This is a genomic window from Pseudomonas sp. NFACC25 (assembly GCF_900100935.1).
In the GTDB taxonomy this organism is placed as follows: Bacteria; Pseudomonadota; Gammaproteobacteria; order Pseudomonadales; family Pseudomonadaceae; genus Aquipseudomonas; species Aquipseudomonas marginalis.
The window spans coordinates 253,744-275,414 of the sequence record NZ_FMUC01000007.1; the positions used below are offsets into that span (position 1 = coordinate 253,744).

A 21,671-nucleotide genomic window follows, 5' to 3' on the forward strand; every position below is an offset into this window, starting at 1 on the left:
CACGCACTCATCCATGAGGTACGGCTTTGTACGCCAAATCCCTGCACATCTATGACTTCAAATGCTACGGCAAGGCAGTGCTTGATCTGCAGTATCCGAGTCGTGTTGGCAAAAGCGTGCCTGAGCTGAAAAACGTCAATCTGATACTCGGTGACAACGGCGGTGGCAAATCCTCGGTGTTGCGCGCCCTGGCCATTGCCACTCTGACCCCTGCACTGCTGGAGTCGGGGTTTGTGCCCTATCGCCTGGTTCGGCGCGCAAAACCCGACGCTCCCAGTGTTGCGCAATGCCTCCTGAAGATTGAAGCCGTCATCACACGCGATGAGGCCTTTCCTGAATCCAGGCGCAAGAAGCTGGAACTGCTGGCTCGTCTTGAAACACGTGGAAAGGGGAGCCTGGACCGGCTTCATCTTGAAAGCACGCCAGACTCTCCGATCAGCCGGTTGCTTGAGGATGATTACTCACCCGCCTTCTTCGTGGTCGGCTACGGCGCTACAAGACGGGTCGAGACCGGCGACTATTCCGCAAGCAGCGCGCGACGTTCGCGAGGTTTGCGCTACCAGCGAATCGCCGGGTTGTTCGAAGATCAATTGACGCTGCGCCCGCTTCACCTGTGGCTTTCACGCCTGCAGCATCGGGGACCTCAGCGCTTTAAGTCGGTCATCGAACTGCTTAACCGTGTATTGCCGGGCAACATCCGGCTCACCGGGGAGCGCGATGACGAAGACGAGCAGTACCTATTCCTCTTCGACGGCACCCCTACCCCCTTTACCGCCCTTTCCGATGGCTACAAGGCCTTTATCGGCTGGGTCAGCGACCTGCTGAGCCACTTGTGCGACGTGACACCCGAAAACCGGCGCATCGATGAAGTGCCCGGCATGGTACTGGTGGACGAGATCGACCTTCACCTGCATCCCGAATGGCAACGCAGTGTCGTGCCCACGCTGGCAACCACCTTCCCCCAACTGCAGTTCGTCTTCACCTCGCACAGCCCACTGGTCGCCAGCACCGTCAAGCGCGAGAACATCTTCATCACTGATACGGCCGATGACGGCACTGCGACCATCAAGCAACTTGAGGAACATGTGTTCGGCAAAAGCATGGAACAGCTACTTTTGTCCGCCTACTTCGGGTTGCAGACGACCCGGCCAGATGCCTTCAAGGCTGAAGATGAGCAACTGTTCGAGAAAGCCGCAAACGGTGATACGACGGCTGCCATCGATTTCCTTGCACGGCTCACGCACCCGGCGCCACTGCCTGCCAGTGCCAAGGGAGAGGGCAAGCAATGATCAGGTATGCCGTCGAGCTGGCAGAACTGACGACCGAGATTGCCGCTGTCGACCCCAAGTGGGCCGGCAAAGCCCAAAAACGCAAGCTCAAGCTGTTCGCGCAAGGCCATTACGCCGAAACAGCGGCTATCTGGAGCACGGTGAAACCCGTGTTCATGAAGCTGCAGCTCAACAAATGCGTGTTCTGCGAGCGGCAATTCGAAAGCCCGCTATACGGCACGATTGAATTTGACCTCGAGCATTTTCGGCCAAAATCCAACGTTCTGGCCTGGCCCAACCCGCAGCGGCATTCTGCTTTGAACTACACCGTGGCGATGGGCGACGCCAGCGAACAGGGTTACTTCTGGCTTGCCTATGACCCTCTGAACTACGCCGCTTCCTGCAAGGTGTGCAACTCTATCTTCAAGTCGAACTACTTCCCGATTGCAGGAGCAAGAGGAGCGGTCGAGTCATCCGTCGCGGACCTGACCACCGAGCGGCCCTACCTTTGTTACCCGCTGGGTACCCAGGCAGAAGACCCTGAAGCGCTCATTACCTTCGAGGCAACGGTAGCCGTTCCGACACAGGCAGCAGGCCCGGACAGGTTGCGCGGACAAATCATCATCGACTTCTTCGGGCTGAATGCGCGTGAGCAATTGCACCGTGACCGGGCGCGCATGATCACAGTGTTCGGCCCTGCGCTGCTGGCACAGCAACAAGGCCAGGCCAGCGCTTCAGACCTTGATCTGATTGCCAGGATCGACTCGCCAAACCTGCCGCACGCCAACTGTCTGCGGGCCTTCAAACGGCTGTGGACAAGCGATGCCACAATGGCCAGGCAGGTTTTCGAACAGTGCCGGGTATATATGTTGAGCGAGTTGGGTACACCGCTGCCGCAAGCCTGAACGGCGTGACTACCCATAAGCGTTCCAGGGTGGCATGCTTCCCCCCTTAATTGCTGCTGCCCCGTCATGGCAGTGCTCCCCTCACGTGACAACTGCAGGTCAAGGATGTCAGGCAAAGGCAACACGCATAAAACATCCGGCAGCGTTGCCGCCAAGAAAACCGGAGGTGGCAAGGCCACTGCCGGTGGTGTCAACTACCAGGCCACCGTGACAGCCATCGTAGCGGCGTACATTCTCAGAGGTACCCCGCTGGGCTGGCTGGAGGGTGTGGTCAAGGATCGGCCCCATGCCCTCTGGGCGGAAAGCGAGGGGCCCGGAGATGACATTCGCATAGAGCTGGAGAACAACCAGGTCATCGAGATCCAGGTCAAGAAAGGCCTAAAGTGTGGGCCGAAGCTATGGGCCTCGCTGGAGGCCATGGCCAGTGCCATCCATCGTGGCGAACTTCATTTTGGCGTACTTGCCGTGGCGCCGGATTCCAGCGAACCGATTCGGCTCAAGCTGGCTGCGGATGTCAAGAAACTCGGCCAGGGCCGCACCGACAAACTCAGCGCCATCGGCCAGCAATGGCTCAATCGCCTGAGAGCCCTAAACATTGCCCCCGATCAGGCCTGCCACCGCTTGAGGATCCACATCGTCCATGGGCTCGATGCCCAGAATGCCGATATCAAACTCGCCAAAAAGCTCCTGCTCGATGTCTGCGCCAACGAGCAGGATGTCCAAAAGGCCTGGTCTGTGCTGTTCCAGCACGCCGCAAACCTGATGCAACATGGCGGGCGCTGGGACCTGCGCGAACTGATGCGCTTACTCGCAAGCCAGGATATCCTGATCGCCCAGGGCGATTTTCCTTCCGCTACCATGGGCCGGTTGACCCGCTGGGTCGTTTCGACCAACGCGCATTTCGCAATCGCCGGCACTCGCCGCAGAATCCCCCTTGAGCACCTGCTTGCGATGAAAGTCAAAGCCATTGCTTTCGAAGCCGAGGATGCCACGGACGCCCTGGCAGCATTGGCTCGCTACCATACGACCGAGCAATACACATTTGACCTGAAGCACTTCGATTCGACTTGGATCGGACGTTTCAGGAAGCTTGCCGTGGTCGTTGCCGGCCCTGGGCTGGGCAAGTCCACGATGATGGTCGAGTTGGCGCACCAGTATGCGCTCGATGGCTACATTGTCCTGAGCGCATCACTCAAGGCCATCGCAACTACCATGCAACAGGGTGCGACGCTCAGCGATGCCTTGATGGGCATTGCCCTTGATGGCTCAGGCGTCACCCCAACCGAGCTCCTGAAAACTGCTCCGTCCAACTGGATCATTCTGCTCGATGCGCTGGATGAATGCGGCAAGGCTCAGGAAGATGTGGCCCGGCAGCTGGCCCGCTTCGCGGCCGGCCACCCCCAGGTGCGCATGGTCGTGACCACCCGGCCCATTGGTTATGACACGGTGGAGCTGGAGGGGTGGGTCCATTATCGGCTGCTGCCACCGGCCAGTGACCGCGGGGCTGCCAACCTTGCTCGTCTGCTGCGGGCCGTCGATCCGATGGCGTCGGCGCAAACCGACTACGAACAGATCGCCAGGAAGGAACTGGAACGTACCTCGGCGCACAAGGCCATCGTGGCAAGCCCACTGCTGCTAGGCATGGCGGCCTCCCTGATTCAGCGAGACCAGGTGCTACCCGCGACGCACCCGCAGCTATACAGCCACCTGATCGATTTGTTCAACGCACTCCCGAAAGGCAAGCCAGAGCGGGAAATCGATACAGCTTCATTCGTTCTGCACATGACTGGCTGGGAGTTGATTCGCGAACCACTGCTCACATTCGAGCAGTTGATCCAAACCTGTGCAGACGCCCTTTCGCCATTGATTGACAAGCCGCGGTTCGCCGCCCGGCAACAGGTGCGTGAAGCATTGGCTCACTGGGAACAGGTGGGCCTGATCGAACCGATCAGCCACGCCTCGGACACATTGCTGACCTTTACCCACAAGACGTTCGCCGAGTTTTCTGCGGCATGTTTCCTGGTCGAATGCCCGCAACATTTGACCGTGGACTTGCTGGAAGGCAGCGCCTGGCGAGAAACCATTGTCTTCGCCACCTGGCTAGGCCTGGCCGACAAGCTGATCGCGCTTCGCAGATCACTGCACCAGAACGGCGCCTCTACACAACTTCAGGCCGCGCTGGCCCTGCTGGGCAGAGGCGGAATCACGGTGTCCCGCTCCTGCGCCCAGGACCTAGTGCAGTATGCGTTCGATGTCATGGAGAAGGGCGACAAGGAAAGATTCAGCATCGCCGTGGCGCTTTCGGACCTGGCCATCAGGGATGCCAGCCTCGTCGCCCCCCAAGCCGCGGCCCGGCTCACGGCAGAGGACCCTCAACTCAGGCTGATGGCCTGGGGCGTGATCGTTCATTGCACTGCGCCGGATTATGACGCGTCTGCGCTGACCTCCGTGTTTTGGGGGCTACTGCCCCATCGAAACGCTATACCTGCCCCCCAGCGCATTCTGCAGAAAGACGACCTGAGCGACCTGGAGTTGCTGGAACGCATTGCCATGGCAGCACTGAAAGCCCAACCCCTGGAGCACCTCCAGCATTTTGCAGAAGTCGAACTCGAAGACACAGGCCTGATGACCGTCGGTTTCAGGCTCCAGATGGTTGAGTACCTTCAAGCGCAGGGGCTGGATGTCAAGAATCCCTGGTTGGTGGAAGAGGATAAAGCGACCCCGCACGTAACACTCACACCGCTGGGCCCGGGCTGGCGAGACGCTTCGCGCATAGCCACCTACTTGATTGCCGAAGCTATTTCAAATGGCCTCCCCCCTTGCGACTCAAGGCCGCGACAGAGTTTCCCGAATTACGCTGGCCTGCTGCGAGTGTCCGGATTCGATAAATGCCCCGTCTCCGACCTGTTCAACTGGATGTCGAGACCGGACCTCACAACCGTGTCGTCTCTCATGCAGGTGATAGCCAGGATTGCCCCGCTTGATGCAACGGCACTGGTCCATGAAGCAAAGGCTTTCATGGCTTGCCTGGACGCCAACCCGGAACATACCCCGTTCGAGCTCTTGCCCAGCGTAGATGTACCGCCTCCTGACTGGGAAAGCCTTGAAAAACGCCTGATAGACAGGTCGAACATCAAGCGTGCGCTCTTCCATGACTCCAACTGGGTGGTTTCTCTCGCCGCTCAGGCCCTGCTGTACATCCCCATGGATGAGGGCGAGCTGACTGAACTGCTGGAGCAGGCGACAGGCTTGTCTCTGGATTGCACGATCGCCCTGTTACACCAACACGCCCCCACCCAGGCGACTTCGATGATGATCAAACGTCTTGAAAAAGACCCATACGGTAACGTCAGCGGTTTGTTCGAGTCATTGACAGGTGCCGATCTGGGTCAGGACTCCACCACGCTCCTGCGGCTGGCCACGCAATGTTTGACGTCCAGCCACGAGGCTAGCGCATTGGCCGCAGCGGGTCTTCTGCAGCAGTGGATCGAGGCTGGAAACACGCTTGAGATGGCCCCGCTTGCCCGTGCCCGGGCCCATTGGCAAGCAGTTGATATGAAGCAGTCTGCTTTTATTCCTAGCGAAATTGCCTTTGTACTGGGCGAACTCTGTGAGAAGGCAAGCGTAGTTGCGGGGACTTGAGAGATTTGCAACATCGAAAAAAGGACCCGAACAGACTGTGTGAAAACACACTGATAGTCTCTAGAACAAACGCCCCGACTTGTTCGGGGCGTTTGTTTCTTTGCTTAAAAAAGGCTCTTCAGCCCATCAACTGCATCATTTTCTTGGTGCCCAGTACACTGATCGCCCGCTTGAGGTTGTATGCGGTCACGGCCAGGGCTATTTCGGCTCTCGTCCCTTCGAGTTGCCGTAGCAAGAACCGTCCGTTCCCAAATAGCCATTGTTTGAGATTGCCAAACGGGTGATCCACGATGGATCTGCGTCTTTCCATACGACGCCGTTCGTCAGATCCAAACCTCAAACCATGTGCTCGCAAGCAAAATGGCATAATATGCCAATAATCGGAAGAAACTGTTTACCGAAAGCTGGAGCTCATTATGGCAACGAGAAACGTTGTACTCACCCCTCACCAGGAACAGGTTATCCAGGACCTAGTGCAGTCTGGCCGGTATCAGAATGCCAGCGAAGTGATGCGAGAAGGTTTGCGGCTATTGGAACAACGCGTCGCCGAAGACACCGCCAAAATTGAGGCACTGCGTCAGGCGACCTCGATCGGCATCATGGATCTTGAGCACGGGCGCTTTACTCAGGTGAACGAAGGGGATCTGGAGCACTACCTCGAGGGCTTGAGCCTGGAGGCAACCCTCCCCGCGAGAGAGAAACACTGAGCATGCCGCAGTATCGGATTTCCAACCCGGCGCGCGCCGACATTGTCGGCATCCTTAGGCTCTCCCAGACGCAGTTCGGCGATCAAGCACGCCAGCGCTACCAGGCGCTGATCCTCGCGGCACTGCAAGCGCTTGCCGACATGCCTTATCGCATTGGCAGCCACGACCGCGATGAGCTTGCACCTGGCCTTCGCAGCTATCACCTCATCTATTCACGCCAACAGGCCAAACAAACCCATGGAACGGTCAAAAGCCCACGCCATATCGTGTTCTATCGTGTGGCAAACGACGACGTGATCGAGGTCGTCAGACTCCTTCATGACGCCATGGAAGTGCAGTTACACATGCCGAACGACTGATCAGCGACCTGACCCAACGGCCTTACAGGCCAGGAATAGCGAAGGTAAGGCGCCGCCTCCACATTGCAATCCGAGCGTCCTCGCTGCCGGCCGACTCGGCCGTCAATTGAAGTGGTGGGTTCTGGGTCTGACCGGACTATCCGCTTGGATATCGACTCATTACCCATACCCTCTTCCGAACAACCAAGGATTTGCCAGATACGGGTTGCTCATCCAGTATACGGAGGCGCACTGAATGCCAGCCATTGCCATACTGGAGCCCGTCGGAGATCGCCATTCGCGATCACTCGCATACTCGGTGCGAATGGGGGCAAAAATGGGGGCAAACAAAAGCGTTATCGACCTGAAAACACTATTCTAGAGCCAAGTCAAAATGTTTTTTGGCGATCCTGAGAGCCTTTAGGCGACGTCGGGCAGGCTATTTATCTGATCATTTTTGCCTTTCGACAAACCATGGAGCTCCATTCACTACCAGTGGATGGCTACATTGGGGGCACATCTGAGGGCATACTTTGGATGGTTTGAAAAGGATGCCCCCAGCCTGAGGTCCAACAGTTCCCTTCTAGAAATGTCACCCTTTGTTCTTCCCACACACCGCGGTCATTTGCCCTCCGGCTCTACCGCATGCAGTAGAGCCACCTTCCTCAGCAACTGATCTACGTGCTCCCTCTCCGCTCGAAGCGCCGAACGTAGCTCCTTGTTCTCTGTCTCATGAATCCGCGCCCAACGCAGGCTCGCACGGCAATTGACGACCAACGTCCACACCTTCTGCAGTTTCAAGTAGTGGGCCAACAGCAGCACAGCAATCGCCACCATCATCACCAGCGCCGCTGTCGAAATCACATCCGTCTTAGTCATGCTCAATCCTTTCGCTAGGTCATTTGTTCCAAAGACAGCCAAAGGATATGTAGTGATTTTTTACACGTATAGATTGTAGACTTGTACAGGTAAACAAATCACGCACATGGACGGCCCATGAAACGCACTCAGCAGATCAATCAGGTTCGCTGGGACCTGGCACTTCGCTATCGCTTGATCGAGACCGTGGCCTGGTGGGAGGGCCGCCTGACCACGGGCCATCTGATGCAGAGCTTCGGCATCAGTCGCCAGCAAGCATCCAAGGACATCAACACCTACATCACCGAGCATGCGCCTAAGAATCTTACATATGACAAACAACTGAAGGGCTATGTGCCGAGCAAGCACTTCAAGCCGCTGTTCATCGACGACAGTGCCAATGCCTATCTGCAACTGTTGAACCAGACCCACTCGCGGGCACCGCATGTGGAGGGGCTGGCACTCGCCTATGCACACACCAAGGTGCTGGAGGTGCCGAACCGCACAATACGCCCAGAGGTACTGAGGCCACTGCTCAAGGCATGCCGCAATGGCGAGGTGATTGCCATTGAATACGTGTCGTTAGCCAACCCAGTTCCGGAGACGCGACTGATCTCGCCGCATACCTTGATCTACACAGGCATGCGCTGGCATGTACGGGCCTACTGCGAGAAGAACCGCAAGTATCGGGATTTCGTGTTGAGCAGATTCCGTGGGGAGCCGGAGTTCGAGCGAACGAGCGAGAACCTGATCGGCGATGACGAGGAATGGAACACCCTCATCGATGTGATAATCGAGCCGGATTCGCGGCTGAAACCTGACCAGAAGGCGATCATCGAAGTCGACTTCGGTATGGACGATGGCGAACTGGTCATCCCGACGCGGTGTGCGCTCGTGGGTTACGTACTGCAGCGCTACCAGATCGATCCGAAAAAGCTTGAGCCCAAGGCCCCGGCGCAACAGATCGTGGTGAAGAACCTGGAGGCGTTGACCCCTTGGCTCTATGTATAAGCCCTGTTACAGGAGAGATGGCGTTGAATCGTGGCCAGTGTGCAGACATATGTAAAGTTTGCGACGCACCCAAGGTGCTTGGGATGTGCGTGCACTTCAACGCCCATTGATTCACTTGCAAAAGCTTCACTTGCAGTGGCCCAGGGGCCAAGCGTCCATCCCTCCGAGCCCCGGATTCGAACGTCCTCCTCTCGAACTGCAAGCCCCTTTCCAACTATGCCAGGTGTTCATCCATGAATTCGCCCCCCGAACCTGCATGGATTTTTTACCTGTGCATGTAAACACTCTAGATACGCCCTGAAATCCTACATATCTTGCCCCTATCTGACACGGTTGACCTCATCGACTCAGGTCGCTGCGCCAGACCCAAAAAGTCAAATTACCCGAAAGGAACGCACCATGAAAAATCTCCTGGCAACCATTGGGCTCGTGGTGGTGATCAAGAAGGGCTACGAGTTGCACCGCGAATATTCGGAGTTAAAACGCGCCCTTTCGGCACGCGAAAAGGCTCAGTCATGAACTGCTTGTGTGTAGCCGCTATCGCCTAAAGTCAAAATGGCATTGCGCCACCATCCGAGTTAGCATGTCGCGACTCGCTTAACCTAGAAAAGGACCTTCCATGAGTGTTAGCGCCTATCTTCGCGAAAACCTCCGCTCTATCTCTTCCAAGAATGTTTCCGTTGCTCCGGGGATCGATGAAAAAAAGCTGAACAACGCACTTAAGGCCTTCGCATACAACGGGCTGCCAGGAAACGTCGTGGCATTGTTCGACAACACCCTGTTCGGTACTGGCAAGGACGGTCTGCTGTTCACTGGCGAGCAAGTGATCTACCGCTCCGGATTCGCCGACCCGATCCACTTCCCCTACGAAGATATCCGCAGCGCCAAGTACACCCAGGTGCACACCGGAAGCATGGACAAGCTCGAGCACACCCTGATCTTCGAGCGTAAGGATAATAGCCAACTGGTCATCAAGGACCTGAGTGATTGCGACTACGCAGCACTCGCATCCGTGCTGCAGGGCGTTATCGAAAACTTCACCGAGTTCCAGGACGAAAAACAGCTCATCCCTCTCGAGGAGATGGAAGAAGCAGTCAAAGTGGCTTACCTCAAAGTCATCGTGAACATGGCCTACGACAACGACTCGGTCATCGATGAAAAAGAGTTCGCGGAGATCTTGCTGTTGATGACGCGGCTGGACCTGGAACCCGAGTCGCGCTTCACTGTGCGCGCCTACATGACCGGTTTCAACCAGGCGGCAGCGCTCGATGCACTGCTTGCGGAGCTGGACAGCCATTGCCCACGGGGGCAGATTAGGCCGCTGCACATTTCTCTGACCAAAGACTTGATCAACCTGCACTTCTCCACCGGCGGCGGCTCGCTGGAGACCTTTGGCTTCCTACAAAGAAACCGTGCGCTCTTGCAGGTCACCGATGACGAGATCGACCTCGCCGTCGCGGCCATCCGTAACGACCACAGCATGCTGAAGGACGATGTCACCGATGACCAAATTGTCAGCGCGCTGAAGCTGCTTTCGGCGAAGGCCGCGGCTGTCGGCACCCCACTGGCCGCAGTGTATCTCTCGGGTTCGGTGGTAGGCATGTCTGCGGCCGGGCTGACGTCCGGCCTCGCCACGCTGGGCATGGGCGGCATACTCGGCCTGTCGGGCATGACCACGGGGATCGGTGTCGCCGTGCTGCTCGGTGTGGGCGCCTACGCAGGCGTGCGCAAACTGACGGGCGCGGACGAGCTCACGCGCTCGAAGCGACGCGAGCTGATGCTGGTCGAGGTCATCAAGCAGACCCAGGCGACCATTTCGCTGCTGATGCAGGACCTCAACCACATTACCGATCGGCTGAGCCAGGCCCTGGCCGAGCATGGCGAGCAAGGCCAGATGATCCAGCGCCTTACCGCCATGATGGGGCAGATGACCGGCGCCGGTACCGTGCTGACCAACAAGTGCGAAGCGACCCAGAGCAGCGCGACCAAACTGCGCTGCGCTCGTTTCCTCGACGACGCCAAGCTCAAGACGCTCACCAAGGAGCCTACTAAGGCAGAGCTGTTCGACTTCATCAGGTCGTTCTACGAAGAACGTTCATTCTCCCAGGAGAAGGACGGCCAGCAGTTCGAGACGCTCAAGCTCGCAATCAAACCAGGCGTTTCGCCGAAGGCGCTGGAGAACCTTGCCCGAGCCTTTGAAGCGGTCGGTTATTTCAACGTCAGCGATGTACTTGTCGGCGGCGCCGCCGACATGGCAGACAAGGCTAAGGGCAAGCTGCTCGGTCTGTTCTCATGAGCATTAAGAATGCGTCGACTGAACAGGCCCAGGCGATGCTGGTGCAAAAGCACCAGTTGAACACCGCGCTAAACCACGTAGGACTGGTCAATGGTGCACTGCAAAGCCTGCAGGTCACGCAGGCACAGAGCCGCCAGCATCTCGAACTGTTGATGCTCGAAGCTGAAACACTGCTCGAAGGGAACCAGGTGATTTTCGAGGTGGATGACGACGATGCGCTGCTTGTCGAGAGTAGTTATGCCGTACAAGAAAACATCGTGAGCGTCGGCACGCCGCTGCCAAACCTCGACTTCATCGACATGAAAGGCAAGAGCGACTGGAATGGCTATCTCGACCAGGTCACTGCCTATGCCCAGCGATGGCGGATCGAGTTTGGCCACGATCCGTTCCGCGACCTGATGAGCGCAAGCCAACGTATTGCGCTGGAAAGACGCATCCGCGATGAGTTCTCGTACAAGGGCGCCCAGTGCGACAAATACGACTACATGATCGCCGGCACCTGCGGCCTGATCGGCGGCCTGGTGGACGTTCTGTTCGTCGGCCTCCCAGGTCAGGGAGCGCTCACCCACTTTACTGACGAGATGACCGATAACGCGGTGCGGAGGTTCGCTGCCTGGAACGGCTGGCAAGGCCCTAACAAAGGCAGTGACCCGGTAACCAGCGCCATTGGTTTCCTGGAAAGGAAGTACAAGGTCAACTACGACCATCGTCACGGCGGCGATGTCGGCGGCCTATTCAAGATGAGCACGCGCAACCACCACATCAAGAGCCTGGCGCATTCGCCGGACCTAGTCGGGTTGTTCTTTTCGATACTGGATCAGTTCACCAGTAGCGCACATTTCGTCGATGGCGGCCGAATCATCAGTGTCGATACCGAAACGTTCGAGCTCAAGGGCTCGAACCTGGTGGCTAAGCTGTTCTGCGGCTGCATGAATTGGCTGGGGCACCTGTTCTCGGATGTGGCCGGCTCCTCTGGCGCAAAAACGCGAGGGTCGGGTATTCCGATTCCTTTTTACTCGCTACTGCAGTTCATCAACCTCGGCGAGTTTGGACAGCATCGGCAAACCTTCGCCACGATCGCCGTCCAGGTGTTCGAAAAGGGCTACGACCTGCGTCACGGACTGGCAATGGCTATTCCGGTGATGCTTAGCGAAATGTTGACCCGAGTGATGTGGGTCGTGAAGCAGCGCTTCTATCACGAGAAGGAATGGGCTGAGTGCATTCCATCGGCCACTAATCCCGAACTTCAGCGGATGCTGCTAATGGCACACGGCACCCTTTGCGTGGTAGATGGCGCCGATGCGGCGATTCGCTCGGGCGGCGACATGATCCAGTTCATGTTGCGCTCAAACCTCATTGCCTGGGCGCGCTTCGGCACACTGGCACTCAAGGAACTCAACTCCTGGTACCAGGACGGAAGGCTCGACATCAAGGCCGTCGATACCTACCTGGACGCTGAGTACGAGCGGCTAGTGGCGAGCGCGTGACAGATTCAAAGATTTAAAGCTTGGCAGATATGAAGGAGAGACCGCCGGACTGCCGCCCGTACGGCCGCCTTATCGCAGGCCACCCAATGCGCCGCAAGCAGACGGAAGCACCATACAGCCACAACTCAGAACTCTGATAGTTATCAAATTCACGCCCGCGGCCCTTCCCTCTGGCGCGTAGTGAAATCCGTGCGCAACGAATGCGAACGCAGTTGATCCAGTGAGAGCAGTCATGGAAAAAAAAGTACTTGGTGTTTTGCAGAATTTCCATTCCGAAGGTCTTTACGTTGCCCCAGACATTCCACGCAAGAAGGCCGATAACGCCGCCGCGTCGTATGGCATGCCCTCTTCCGCGAAAGTGTTCGCCATCGTTGATTCGACGGTTTTCGGTTCAGCCAAGAACGGCCTGGCGTTTACCTCACATGGCCTGTTCTGGAAAAACGACTGGACTACCACCTCGGCTAAAACTCATATGCCGTGGGAAGAGTTCAAAGCCACGACTCAGGGTCGGGCCACAAAAGGCTCTGAACTGTTCTTGGGTAATGGCTGCGCGTTCGGCATGGCCGGTTCGAGCATGAAGCCCGAGGCTCTGCTGCAACTGCTGGAGAAGTTAGCGGAGCAGTTGCAGGAACCTGCCGAGCCGGTGGGGCATGCAGTCGAGGCGCCCATTGGGCAGCCTGCTACCGGCCAGGCGCCAGTTGTACGCGAAGAGCCTGTCAGCGCCCCGCCTGCAGCTGTTATTCCTCCTCGGCCACCGCAACCTGAGCCTGAGCCTATCCGCAAGCCCGCGTTCGAAGGCAGCTATCAGCAAGATCAGCTGCAGATCCTCAATGCAGTGGCCAAGCGACACAGGTTGTCCCACCAGATCCAGGTGGCACCCTCGATCAAGGTGTACAAGGTCGAGAAGGTCATCGAGATATCGGCTGGGCAGATCAAGCCATACGACATCCTGATGATCGTCGATAACACCTTCCTGCAGACTGCCAAGGACTTCTTGGTGGTGACCGCTCAGGCAGTGTGGGCCAAGGGGACACTTCGCAAACTCGAGCAATTCCCGATCAGCGAGATTCGCAGCATTCGCTGCGAGGCGAAGAATCTCTACATCAACGACTACGATTTCCAGTACTTCGATCAGCTTTCAGAGAACGAAGTGCTGGTGATGACCAACATGCTCAAAGAGCTGGTTGTGGCGTTGGGCAACCAGCAGCAGCGCTCGGTTGGCGGGGGCGAACCACAGCTACCTCACCTGCTAGACAACGTTCTGTCTGCGATATACGACGATGTCATCAACGATGCCGTCAGCCGTATGCGCCTGGACAATCCACAAGGTCGAGAGCTCATTACGGCACTGACTGACTGCTGCTTCGCCACATTCTTGCTGGTGAGCGCTCGCCTACAAGAGCATCAGAGCTCAGACCGTGCAGAGATGCTGGGGCAATACCTGCTGGCACAAACCCTGGCGACTGTGTTCGCGCTCCGAAGCAGTGGCGAGTTGTGGAGCAGCCTGGAACTACAAGTAGCGTACATGATGATTCAGGGACGGTTGATTTACCGCGTGTTCGGGCAGACCGAGCGGGCCGGTATCGATATGTATCCTGGGCAAGAGTGCTATGTGCAAGCGCTTAGAAGTGTGATGGAGGCAGGTAGTCTTGATGACGGCCTGGATGCGCTACGCGACGTGCTGGGGGAGATTACGCGGGCGAATCAAAAAGCAATTGAGGCTGCGTTTGAATGTGCCGATCAAGTTCAAGAGATGTTTATTGAAGGGTTGTAAGTAGCGGTCTTCCAGGGTTGAAGCGGGCAGACGGGGGGGGGGTCAAGCCCGCCGTCTGCTAGGTGCGAATACAGAGATGCTGCCAACTGAGCCATGTTTATCGCAGTGCCAAGCTACACAGGCAGGTAGAAAATCGCACCGGCCGCTTTGCGTTAGGCGGGCCGGACAAGAACTGGGCTGCACATAACCTGCTTTGATTCCAGGTCACCGAGGGAGAACGTCTGGGTGTTCCAGTCCCCTACCCTACCCAGTTTGGACGTACACCGAAGGCCATCCAGAGCCATCCAGAGCCATTCTGGATTTCGTCAGGAATCGCCATTCGTGATCGCTCATGTAAGGCTTCTGAGTGGGGCCAAAATTGGGGGCATATTAGGATTTTTTTAAACTGAAACTACCGAGCTAGAGCCAAGTCAAAATGTTTTTTGGCGATCCTGAGAGCCTTTAACGCCAGGTTACGCCGACGATTCACAAAGCCTGTACACGTGAATAAAACGCTGTCCTAACCAAGCCTCAATCGTCCATCAGCCCCGCGAAAGGACGTTCAACCTAACCCAGGTCGAGCAGCAAAACGACCTATCGAAGGAACTCTCCTGATGGAGCTCAGACAGCTTCAATACTTTCTTAAGATTGCCGAACACAGAAGCTTGAGCCGGGCTGCTGCTGAGCTTGGCCTGGGGGTTTCTGCCTTAAGCCAGCAAGTCAGTAAGCTGGAAAATGAACTGAGTACTCGGTTACTCAATCGCACGACCACTGGCGTGACACCGACCAGCGCCGGCATGGCGTTTCTTCACCATGCGCAACTTGCGGTAAGGCAGATAGGTAATGCGGTAGATGCCGCTCAGCGAGGTCGCATGAGCGGATACGTCAGTGTGGGCCTGCCACCCACTACGGCCAGCGTTCTGGCGTTGCCTCTGATCGAGCGCATGCGCACCCGCTACCCTGACATTCAGCTGCACTTAGTGGAGATGTTATCTGGCCATCTCGCGAGCCAGCTTAACGCTCGGCAGTTAGATCTGGCGGTTGTGTTCCAAGCCGATGCCGGAAGGCGATGGCACGTCACTCCGTTGCTCGACGAAAAGCTGTTTGTCATAGCAGTCCCGACTCTGCTTGATATCCCTGAAGGCGATACCGTGCAAATTGATCAACTCGGGCATGTACCGTTGGTTATGCCGAGTGCACAGCACGGATTACGCACTAGCATAATCATGGCGTTTGAGCGCAGTGAAACCGTTCCTCACATCGTGATGGAGATCGATGGGCTAGCGACGCTGATGCAAGCAGTCAAAGCTGGACATGCAGCGACAATACAGCCTGGTGCCGCCGCCGCTCGCTTAGGGGATGCAGAACTTCGCATGGTCGAAATCTCTGACGACCATGTGGGGCGCCGCAACTTCCTAGCCAGCCTTTCGGACGACGAGCTGTCCCCTGCTGCGTTAGCCACGCGCGTCGTTCTTCTTGAGGTCAGCCGTGAGCTAGTGAATATGCACCTTTGGCCGGGGGCAAGCCTTCAACCGCCAGAGGCTCTCCATCGGGTAGGCCTTTAGTAAAAGTAAAGGCCCTGCCGCTAGCACGTTCTTTCGACCACCCAGACCTCGCATTAAGCTTCGCTCACTCACAAGGAGCACCGTGCTCCAGCCGGTTGTAGAGTCGAGTCGAGGAAAATAACAATGATTGATGTGTTAGTCATCGGAGGGGGTAATGCCGCCTTATGCGCTGCGCTGATGGCGCGGGAGGCTGGTGCGAGCGTCATGCTTCTGGAAGGCTCGCCCAAGATTTGGCGGGGTGGCAATTCGCAGCACACACGTAACCTTCGGTGTATGCATGATGCGCCGCAAGACGTTTTAGTAGACGCCTACCCGGAGGAAGAGTACTGGCAGGATTTGCTGAAGGTCACCGGCGGGATCACGAATGAAAAACTTGCCCGAATCACGATCCTTGCATCTTCCAACTGCCGAGACTGGATGCGCTCCCACGGCGTTCACTTCCAGGCGCCGCTCTCCGGCGCGCTCCATGTTGCAAGGACAAATGCCTTTTTCATGGGCGGTGGCAAAGCCTTGGTCAATGCTTATTTCCGAAGCGCTGAGCGAATAGGCGTTCAGATTCGCTATAACGCCCAGGTCACCGATATCGAGCTCAAGGACGGAAAGTTCATTGCTGCACATCTCCCTGAACGCGTGGTGGATGACGAGCATCTGCCGGCTGAACGGATCGAGGCCAAGTCCTGTGTGCTCGCTGCTGGCGGTTTTGAATCCAACCGTGAATGGTTGCGAGAAGCCTGGGGCCAGAACGAACGGGGTGAATGGCCCTCCGATAACTTTTTGATTCGCGGCACGCGTTTCAATACCGGAGTGCTACTTAAACGCATGATAGCGCTGGGCGCGGATGTCATCGGTGACCCGACTCAAGCCCACATGGTTGCGATTGATGCGCGGGCTCCTCTCTACGATGGAGGGATATGCACCCGTATCGACTGTGTGTCTCTTGGGGTCGTAGTCAATCGGGAAGGTGAGCGCTTCTACGATGAAGGCGAGGATTTCTGGCCCAAACGTTATGCCATCTGGGGTCGACTGGTCGCAGGGCAGCCCGGTCAGCAAGCGTATTCAATCATCGACCAGCAAGCTATAGGCAGATTCATGCCACCTGTGTTTCCAGGCACCACCGCTAACACACTGGCAGAGCTTGCCCGGAAACTGAACCTGCCCGTCGAGACCTTCGTTAAGACGGTGGAAGATTTCAATCAGGCATGCCAGGCAGGGACATTCGATCATACCGCGCTCGATGACTGCCACACTGAGGGCCTAACCCCTGCGAAGACCCACTGGGCGCGCCCTCTAGTTAACCCCCCTTTCTATGCATATCCGCTCAAGCCGGGAGTTACGTTCACATACTTGGGACTGGCGACTGACGAAACCTCTGCCGTTCATTTCAACGGCAAGCCTAGCCCCAACTTGTTCGTCGCAGGGGAGATGATGGCTGGGAACGTACTGGGAAAAGGTTACACAGCCGGGATTGGCATGGCCATCGGCACTGCTTTCGGTCGCGTTGCCGGGGTCCAAGCCGCAGCCAGCGCAGACATTGCTTCCAAATCAGAGACAGGGGGATCTCGATATGCAGCTTTATGATCCCAAAACTGCCAACCCGTTGATTCCGGTTCTAAATGTCGATGAGACTGAAGTTCAGCGACAAATGACCATTTGCAACTCGTGCCGTTATTGCGAAGGGTTTTGCGCAGTTTTTCCAGCCATGACGCGCCGCCTGGCGTTTGGGCAAGCAGACATCCATTACTTGGCCAACTTGTGTCACAACTGCGGCGCATGCTTGCATTCTTGTCAGTACGCAGCCCCGCACGAGTTTGCGGTCAATGTTCCCAAAGCCATGGCCAAGGTGAGGGTCGATACCTATGGGGAATACGCGTGGCCTAGACCATTTGGCCAGCTTTATCAGCGTAATGGGCTGACCCTCGCTGTAGCCTCGGGTATTGGCCTGGCGCTGTTTTTGTGTCTGACGCTGGCCATCATGGGCAACCTGTTCCGTGAAATGCCGGGCGGTAATTTCTACGGCATTTTCCCTCATAACACCCTTGCATTGATGTTTGGCGCCGTGTTTGGTTTCTCCATATTGGCGTTAGGGATTGGCGTGAGGCGTTTCTGGAAAAATGTGTCACCCGCCCAAGTTCCTACTTCCCTGAAGGCATCGGCAGCCATCGAGGCAACAGCCAATGTCGCTAAGCTCAAGTACCTGGACGGCGGTCATGGTGAGGGGTGCAACAACGCCGATGACAAATTCACGCTCTGGCGACGTCGCTTCCACCACTTCACGTTCTATGGCTTCCTGTTGTGCTTTGCAGCCACTTGTGTGGCCACGCTTTTCCACTACTTTCTCAACTGGTCCGCCCCCTACCCTCTCTTCAGCCTTCCAGTGATTCTCGGCGTACTAGGCGGCATTGGGTTGTTGGTGGGTCCTGCAGGCTTGTTATGGTTGAACTTCCGGCGTGATCCCGAACATGGCGATGCGAACCAAAGGCCCATGGATCGTGGTTTCATAGCCCTGCTGTTTCTGGTCAGCCTTAGCGGTCTGGCTTTGCTGGCCTGGCGGGAGTTTTCAGCCATGCCGCTGCTGCTGGCGATCCACTTAGGATTCGTTATGGCCTTCTTCCTGACGATGCCTTACAGCAAATTCGCCCATGGGATTTTTCGATGTGCGGCGTTGCTTAAGTTCTCAATCGAGAAACGCCAACCAAATCCTATCAACGCCGGGAGCGATTGAATCCGGCCTTCACGATTAGAACCCGTTTTTTCACAGAAATAACTAATGCAAGGAGACGAAATTGAAAACTCTCGAGTTTCTCACCCATGCTCTCAATAGTTACGTATTGCGGAGGAAACGCTCGAGCACATTGTTGGTGATCATCACGGTGTAGATGTCTGCCTGCATGAGCCCATGCACCCATTCGCACGTGGCGGCAGTGAACACCTCGCCTCGACCTTTGTGGAAGTGCACCACCATGCCGGCCCCGCGGCTATGCATATCGATGCTGGCGTCGCTGAGGTCCGGCGCCAGGATGGAAGCACGAAACCGCGCATCGCCATCGCCGAGCATGAATGAATAGGCATCCTCGGACCGGCCATGCTCGGCATTGGTCGCCCAGCCCATGGCGAGGATTTGCAATCCGCAGGGCGCCCCGTCTGTGTAGAGCGGTTCCGGGAGGCCGTCGACGAAGGTGTATTCCAGGCCATCCACCTCATAGCCGAAGAGGTTGGCTTCGTCCGCGAACATATCCGCGTAGCCGAGGCCCGTCCCCATGAACGCCCAGTGCTTGGGCCTGAAGACTGTGTAGCCGCGCGGGCTGCGCGGCGCCATGCCTCCAAAGCTGGCGTAAATGCCTCGCAGAGCATTCACCCCGAACGTCGTTGCCCCGGGGTGATTCACCCTCGGATCTTCCCAGGCCCCCGTTAGCCGATGAGGCTCGGTAGCGGCCACAGGATCGAGCGCACCGGCGTCGTACTTGTAGGCCACCTGCCGCCGGCCTTCATCCTCCAGGCGAATCTGCCACATGAAATTGCCGGCGAAGCGTGCGACCTTGCCGCCCTCCTCGACAAAGGCGTCGACATGGTCACGCATTTCCCGCGTCCAGTACTCGTCGTGCCCGATGAAAACGGCGCAGGCGTAGCCCTCGAGTGCGTGGGGGTCGTGATGCAAATCGTCCTGGGTCAGGATATGCACCGTATAACCTTGCTGCTCGGCCCAGAGCACAAAAGGTCTCTCGTAGGAAGCCCACCCCGCCAGCGCGTAGTACTTGGCGTAGCCGTTTAGGCTGGCCCATTCGATGAACTCATAGCGCGCCGGCCCTGGCGTGCGGGGCCGGGTCGCGTTGACGCAACGTGGCGCATCGGCCGGCAGCCACACCTGCCCTCGCGCCCAGGGGCGCTGTGCCGACAGCAACGGTGAGCGACCACGTGGCGTGCCGGGATGAACGCCAAAGTAATGATTGGCGCCGCCCCAGTCGTTATAAGCGGCCCACGTCGAGGTGGCCGCGACGAGCACCAAGGCATCGGCACGCTTGCACAGCGCCTTGACGATAAACAGATGATGCCCGAGGACGCTGTCGTCGCCGTCCCGCACTTCCACTATGTAGCCACCCTGCTCGGCATCCGCCGGAATTGACCATTGCATGAAGACAGGCCATTGGCAGCCATGCTCATAGGCACGTTCGGGTATGGGGTGGAATCGAGCGTCAAGGCTGTCGGTGGTATGCAGCGTGCGGGCGATGGCGCCATCACGATAGATCCGCAGCCTCACGTGCGGGCGGTTCGACGACAGATACAGGCAAACCGAATCACCCGGGTTATAGGCGCGACGGTCCGAGTAGCACCAGGCGGCCGCCGGGCCCGACTCGCAAGGAACTTCGACCCAGGTCTCGCGTGCGGCCTGACGTGGGCCCGAAGTCTGGCTGACGATCACGTTGGCGCCCGGGCGTTCGCCTCGCGCAGCGGTGTTTTTGAGGTCTGTGGAATTCATTGAGTCGTACTCCTTTGATCGGCTGATTCTGCGGGTCGACCAGCCAACGTGTTTACGCTGACTCGAGCGCCAGGCGCCTTGATGTGCGCAAGGTCGATGCCCGCTGTTTCGTCGATAAGAAACCCTGCCAGCACGGTGACGACGCCCAACCCGATCACATAGCTGACGTACAGATAGCCAAGGTCGGCGCCGCTGAGATAGTTGTGTAGATAAGGGGCGGTGCCGCCAAAGATCGCCACCGAAACCGACGAGACCAAACCCACGCCCTGGGCCCGTGCCTGGGTGGGCACCTGCTCGGAGAGCACAGCAGGGAAAATCGCCGCGATCAGCGACCAGGCGCCCAGCCCCAGCACCTGGGCCAAAAACAGCGTCCAGGGCTCAGTGGTCACCATTATCGAAAGGGGATAGGTCAGCACGATCACGCCCAGGCCCCAGGCGATAACCATGGGCCGGCGCCCTACCCGATCGGACACCATCCCGCAGACCGGCAACCAGCACACACAGAGGAGCTGCGCGAGAAGGCTGGCCACATAGGCTCCCGTGGCGTCCATGCCCTGGGCAATCGCCGTCGAAGCACCGAACGTGACCCACGCGTAGTAAGTGACATTGGCGGCCGCTGCAAGCATGACGATGTTGCGCGCCACGCGTAGCATTTCGCCCCTGGACAGCTTGCGCGGGGGCCGCGCTTGCCCTTGCTGCTCTACGAACACATGAGATTCCTGCGCACCGCGGCGCAGAAACAGCGCGTAAATACCGAGCACTCCACCAATGGCGAAGCCGATCCGCCAGCCGTAGTCACCCATGGCCTGGGCGCCCAGCAGCCAGGTCAGCGTCGCCGCCACGGCCGTTGCCGCCATCACGCCCAGCGTCACCCCCACATACACGGAACTGGACCATAAGCCACGGTGCTTGCTTGGGGCGATCTCAGCGACATAGGTGTAGGAAACCCCTGTCTCGCCACCATGGGCGAGCCCCTGCATCAGCCGGAAAAATAGCAGCGCGCCCGACGCATACAGGCCAATGCTCTGGTAGTCAGGGATAAGCGCGATGCCCAGGCTGCTGATCGCAAGCAGCAGCATGGTGAGCACCATGATGGTCCGGCGCCCCAGTCGGTCGCTCAGCCGGCCAAACAACCAGCCGCCGACAGGGCGTGCGACAAAGCCAACCGCAAACACTGCAAGGGTCGCGAGCATCGCGGAGCGCGCATCGGTCTTGTCGAACAGGTTGCTTGCCAGGTACACCGAAAAGGTGGCGTACAGGGTCCAGTCGAACCATTCGAGCGCATTGCCGATACCGGCTGCGCGCAACGATTTGAGGCGTCCTTGGTGAGACGTCGTATTGTTCATGGGGTATCTCCTGGTGACGAA

15 protein-coding genes and 1 pseudogene are annotated in these 21,671 nt (G+C 57.7%); 12 read left to right on the forward strand and 4 right to left on the reverse strand.

What is annotated here, in order from left to right; translation table 11 throughout:
* Positions 1 to 26 precede the first annotated feature (26 nt).
* The 3 genes from BLQ09_RS17920 (at position 27) to BLQ09_RS17930 (ending at position 5,815) form a co-directional block, all read left to right on the forward strand.
* Positions 27 to 1,289 (forward strand): AAA family ATPase, encoded by a 1,263-nt coding sequence (locus BLQ09_RS17920; protein ID WP_051429351.1) that lies wholly within the window; start codon positions 27 to 29, stop codon positions 1,287 to 1,289.
* Positions 1,286 to 2,173: a hypothetical protein gene (locus BLQ09_RS17925; protein WP_051429350.1), complete on the forward strand. Its 888-nt coding sequence runs from the start codon at positions 1,286 to 1,288 to the stop codon at positions 2,171 to 2,173. The genes BLQ09_RS17920 and BLQ09_RS17925 overlap by 4 nt, the downstream gene beginning before the upstream one ends.
* A gap of 105 nt (positions 2,174 to 2,278) precedes the next feature.
* Positions 2,279 to 5,815 carry an NACHT domain-containing protein gene (locus BLQ09_RS17930; RefSeq protein WP_027605755.1) on the forward strand — a complete coding sequence of 1,179 codons (3,537 nt, stop codon included), beginning with the start codon at positions 2,279 to 2,281 and terminating at the stop codon, positions 5,813 to 5,815.
* A gap of 118 nt (positions 5,816 to 5,933) precedes the next feature.
* On the opposite strand, the pseudogene BLQ09_RS17935 reads toward BLQ09_RS17930, so the two are convergent.
* A pseudogene (locus tag BLQ09_RS17935) lies at positions 5,934 to 6,125 on the reverse strand (IS5/IS1182 family transposase); the annotation flags it as partial.
* 106 nt (positions 6,126 to 6,231) lie between these two features.
* Between BLQ09_RS17935 and BLQ09_RS17940 the strand changes: the two are divergent.
* Together BLQ09_RS17940 and BLQ09_RS17945 are read left to right on the forward strand one after the other, a co-directional pair.
* Positions 6,232 to 6,522: a type II toxin-antitoxin system ParD family antitoxin gene (locus BLQ09_RS17940; RefSeq protein WP_027605753.1), complete on the forward strand. Its 291-nt coding sequence runs from the start codon at positions 6,232 to 6,234 to the stop codon at positions 6,520 to 6,522.
* A gap of 2 nt (positions 6,523 to 6,524) precedes the next feature.
* On the forward strand, positions 6,525 to 6,881 hold the full coding sequence (locus tag BLQ09_RS17945; RefSeq protein WP_027605752.1) for a type II toxin-antitoxin system RelE/ParE family toxin: 357 nt from the start codon (positions 6,525 to 6,527) through the stop codon (positions 6,879 to 6,881).
* Positions 6,882 to 7,481: 600 nt separating this feature from the next.
* On the opposite strand, the gene BLQ09_RS17950 is transcribed toward BLQ09_RS17945, so the two are convergent.
* The gene (locus tag BLQ09_RS17950; RefSeq protein ID WP_027605751.1) at positions 7,482 to 7,739 is read right to left on the reverse strand and encodes a hypothetical protein; all 258 of its coding nucleotides are present in this window, start codon (positions 7,737 to 7,739) and stop codon (positions 7,482 to 7,484) included.
* Positions 7,740 to 7,856: 117 nt separating this feature from the next.
* Here BLQ09_RS17950 and BLQ09_RS17955 point away from each other — a divergent pair, with 117 nt between their 5' ends.
* The 7 genes from BLQ09_RS17955 to tcuB all read left to right on the forward strand — a co-directional run bounded on the left by BLQ09_RS17955 (position 7,857) and on the right by tcuB (position 18,552).
* Complete coding sequence (locus BLQ09_RS17955) at positions 7,857 to 8,729, forward strand: helix-turn-helix transcriptional regulator (RefSeq protein ID WP_027605750.1); 873 nt, start codon at positions 7,857 to 7,859, stop codon at positions 8,727 to 8,729.
* Positions 8,730 to 9,348: 619 nt separating this feature from the next.
* A complete protein-coding gene (locus tag BLQ09_RS17960) occupies positions 9,349 to 11,025 on the forward strand; it encodes a hypothetical protein (RefSeq protein WP_027605749.1) in 1,677 nt (558 codons plus the stop codon).
* Positions 11,022 to 12,512 (forward strand): hypothetical protein, encoded by a 1,491-nt coding sequence (locus BLQ09_RS17965; protein ID WP_027605748.1) that lies wholly within the window; start codon positions 11,022 to 11,024, stop codon positions 12,510 to 12,512. Before BLQ09_RS17960 ends, BLQ09_RS17965 begins: the two co-directional genes overlap by 4 nt.
* Positions 12,513 to 12,744: 232 nt before the next feature.
* On the forward strand, positions 12,745 to 14,286 hold the full coding sequence (locus BLQ09_RS17970) for a hypothetical protein (RefSeq protein WP_027605747.1): 1,542 nt from the start codon (positions 12,745 to 12,747) through the stop codon (positions 14,284 to 14,286).
* A 593-nt stretch (positions 14,287 to 14,879) separates the two neighbouring features.
* Positions 14,880 to 15,830, forward strand: a complete 951-nt coding sequence (locus BLQ09_RS17975; RefSeq protein ID WP_027605746.1) for a LysR family transcriptional regulator — start codon at positions 14,880 to 14,882, stop codon at positions 15,828 to 15,830.
* Positions 15,831 to 15,953: 123 nt separating this feature from the next.
* Positions 15,954 to 17,408 (forward strand): FAD-dependent tricarballylate dehydrogenase TcuA, encoded by a 1,455-nt coding sequence (tcuA, locus tag BLQ09_RS17980; protein WP_027605745.1) that lies wholly within the window; start codon positions 15,954 to 15,956, stop codon positions 17,406 to 17,408.
* Complete coding sequence (gene tcuB / locus BLQ09_RS17985; protein WP_027605744.1) at positions 17,395 to 18,552, forward strand: tricarballylate utilization 4Fe-4S protein TcuB; 1,158 nt, start codon at positions 17,395 to 17,397, stop codon at positions 18,550 to 18,552. The genes tcuA and tcuB overlap by 14 nt, the downstream gene beginning before the upstream one ends.
* A 99-nt stretch (positions 18,553 to 18,651) precedes the next feature.
* Here the strand turns inward: tcuB and BLQ09_RS17990 are convergent, their stop codons facing one another.
* Together BLQ09_RS17990 and BLQ09_RS17995 are read right to left on the reverse strand one after the other, a co-directional pair.
* Positions 18,652 to 20,304: a N,N-dimethylformamidase beta subunit family domain-containing protein gene (locus tag BLQ09_RS17990; protein ID WP_051429349.1), complete on the reverse strand. Its 1,653-nt coding sequence runs from the start codon at positions 20,302 to 20,304 to the stop codon at positions 18,652 to 18,654.
* A complete protein-coding gene (locus BLQ09_RS17995; RefSeq protein WP_043293535.1) occupies positions 20,301 to 21,650 on the reverse strand; it encodes an MFS transporter in 1,350 nt (449 codons plus the stop codon). Before BLQ09_RS17995 ends, BLQ09_RS17990 begins: the two co-directional genes overlap by 4 nt.
* Positions 21,651 to 21,671: the final 21 nt, after the last annotated feature.

What these genes read in the sequence shown, in the direction of transcription:
- BLQ09_RS17925 (WP_051429350.1), top strand. Translation starts at nt 1,286, where the DNA reads ATGATCAGGTATGCCGTCGAGCTGGCAGAACTGACGACCGAGATTGCC.
- BLQ09_RS17930 (WP_027605755.1), top strand. Translation starts at nt 2,279, where the DNA reads ATGTCAGGCAAAGGCAACACGCATAAAACATCCGGCAGCGTTGCCGCC.
- BLQ09_RS17940 (WP_027605753.1), top strand. Translation starts at nt 6,232, where the DNA reads ATGGCAACGAGAAACGTTGTACTCACCCCTCACCAGGAACAGGTTATC.
- BLQ09_RS17945 (WP_027605752.1), top strand. Translation starts at nt 6,525, where the DNA reads ATGCCGCAGTATCGGATTTCCAACCCGGCGCGCGCCGACATTGTCGGC.
- BLQ09_RS17950 (WP_027605751.1), bottom strand. Translation starts at nt 7,739, where the DNA reads ATGACTAAGACGGATGTGATTTCGACAGCGGCGCTGGTGATGATGGTG.
- BLQ09_RS17955 (WP_027605750.1), top strand. Translation starts at nt 7,857, where the DNA reads ATGAAACGCACTCAGCAGATCAATCAGGTTCGCTGGGACCTGGCACTT.
- BLQ09_RS17960 (WP_027605749.1), top strand. Translation starts at nt 9,349, where the DNA reads ATGAGTGTTAGCGCCTATCTTCGCGAAAACCTCCGCTCTATCTCTTCC.
- BLQ09_RS17965 (WP_027605748.1), top strand. Translation starts at nt 11,022, where the DNA reads ATGAGCATTAAGAATGCGTCGACTGAACAGGCCCAGGCGATGCTGGTG.
- BLQ09_RS17970 (WP_027605747.1), top strand. Translation starts at nt 12,745, where the DNA reads ATGGAAAAAAAAGTACTTGGTGTTTTGCAGAATTTCCATTCCGAAGGT.
- BLQ09_RS17975 (WP_027605746.1), top strand. Translation starts at nt 14,880, where the DNA reads ATGGAGCTCAGACAGCTTCAATACTTTCTTAAGATTGCCGAACACAGA.
- tcuA (WP_027605745.1), top strand. Translation starts at nt 15,954, where the DNA reads ATGATTGATGTGTTAGTCATCGGAGGGGGTAATGCCGCCTTATGCGCT.
- tcuB (WP_027605744.1), top strand. Translation starts at nt 17,395, where the DNA reads ATGCAGCTTTATGATCCCAAAACTGCCAACCCGTTGATTCCGGTTCTA.
- BLQ09_RS17990 (WP_051429349.1), bottom strand. Translation starts at nt 20,304, where the DNA reads ATGAATTCCACAGACCTCAAAAACACCGCTGCGCGAGGCGAACGCCCG.
- BLQ09_RS17995 (WP_043293535.1), bottom strand. Translation starts at nt 21,650, where the DNA reads ATGAACAATACGACGTCTCACCAAGGACGCCTCAAATCGTTGCGCGCA.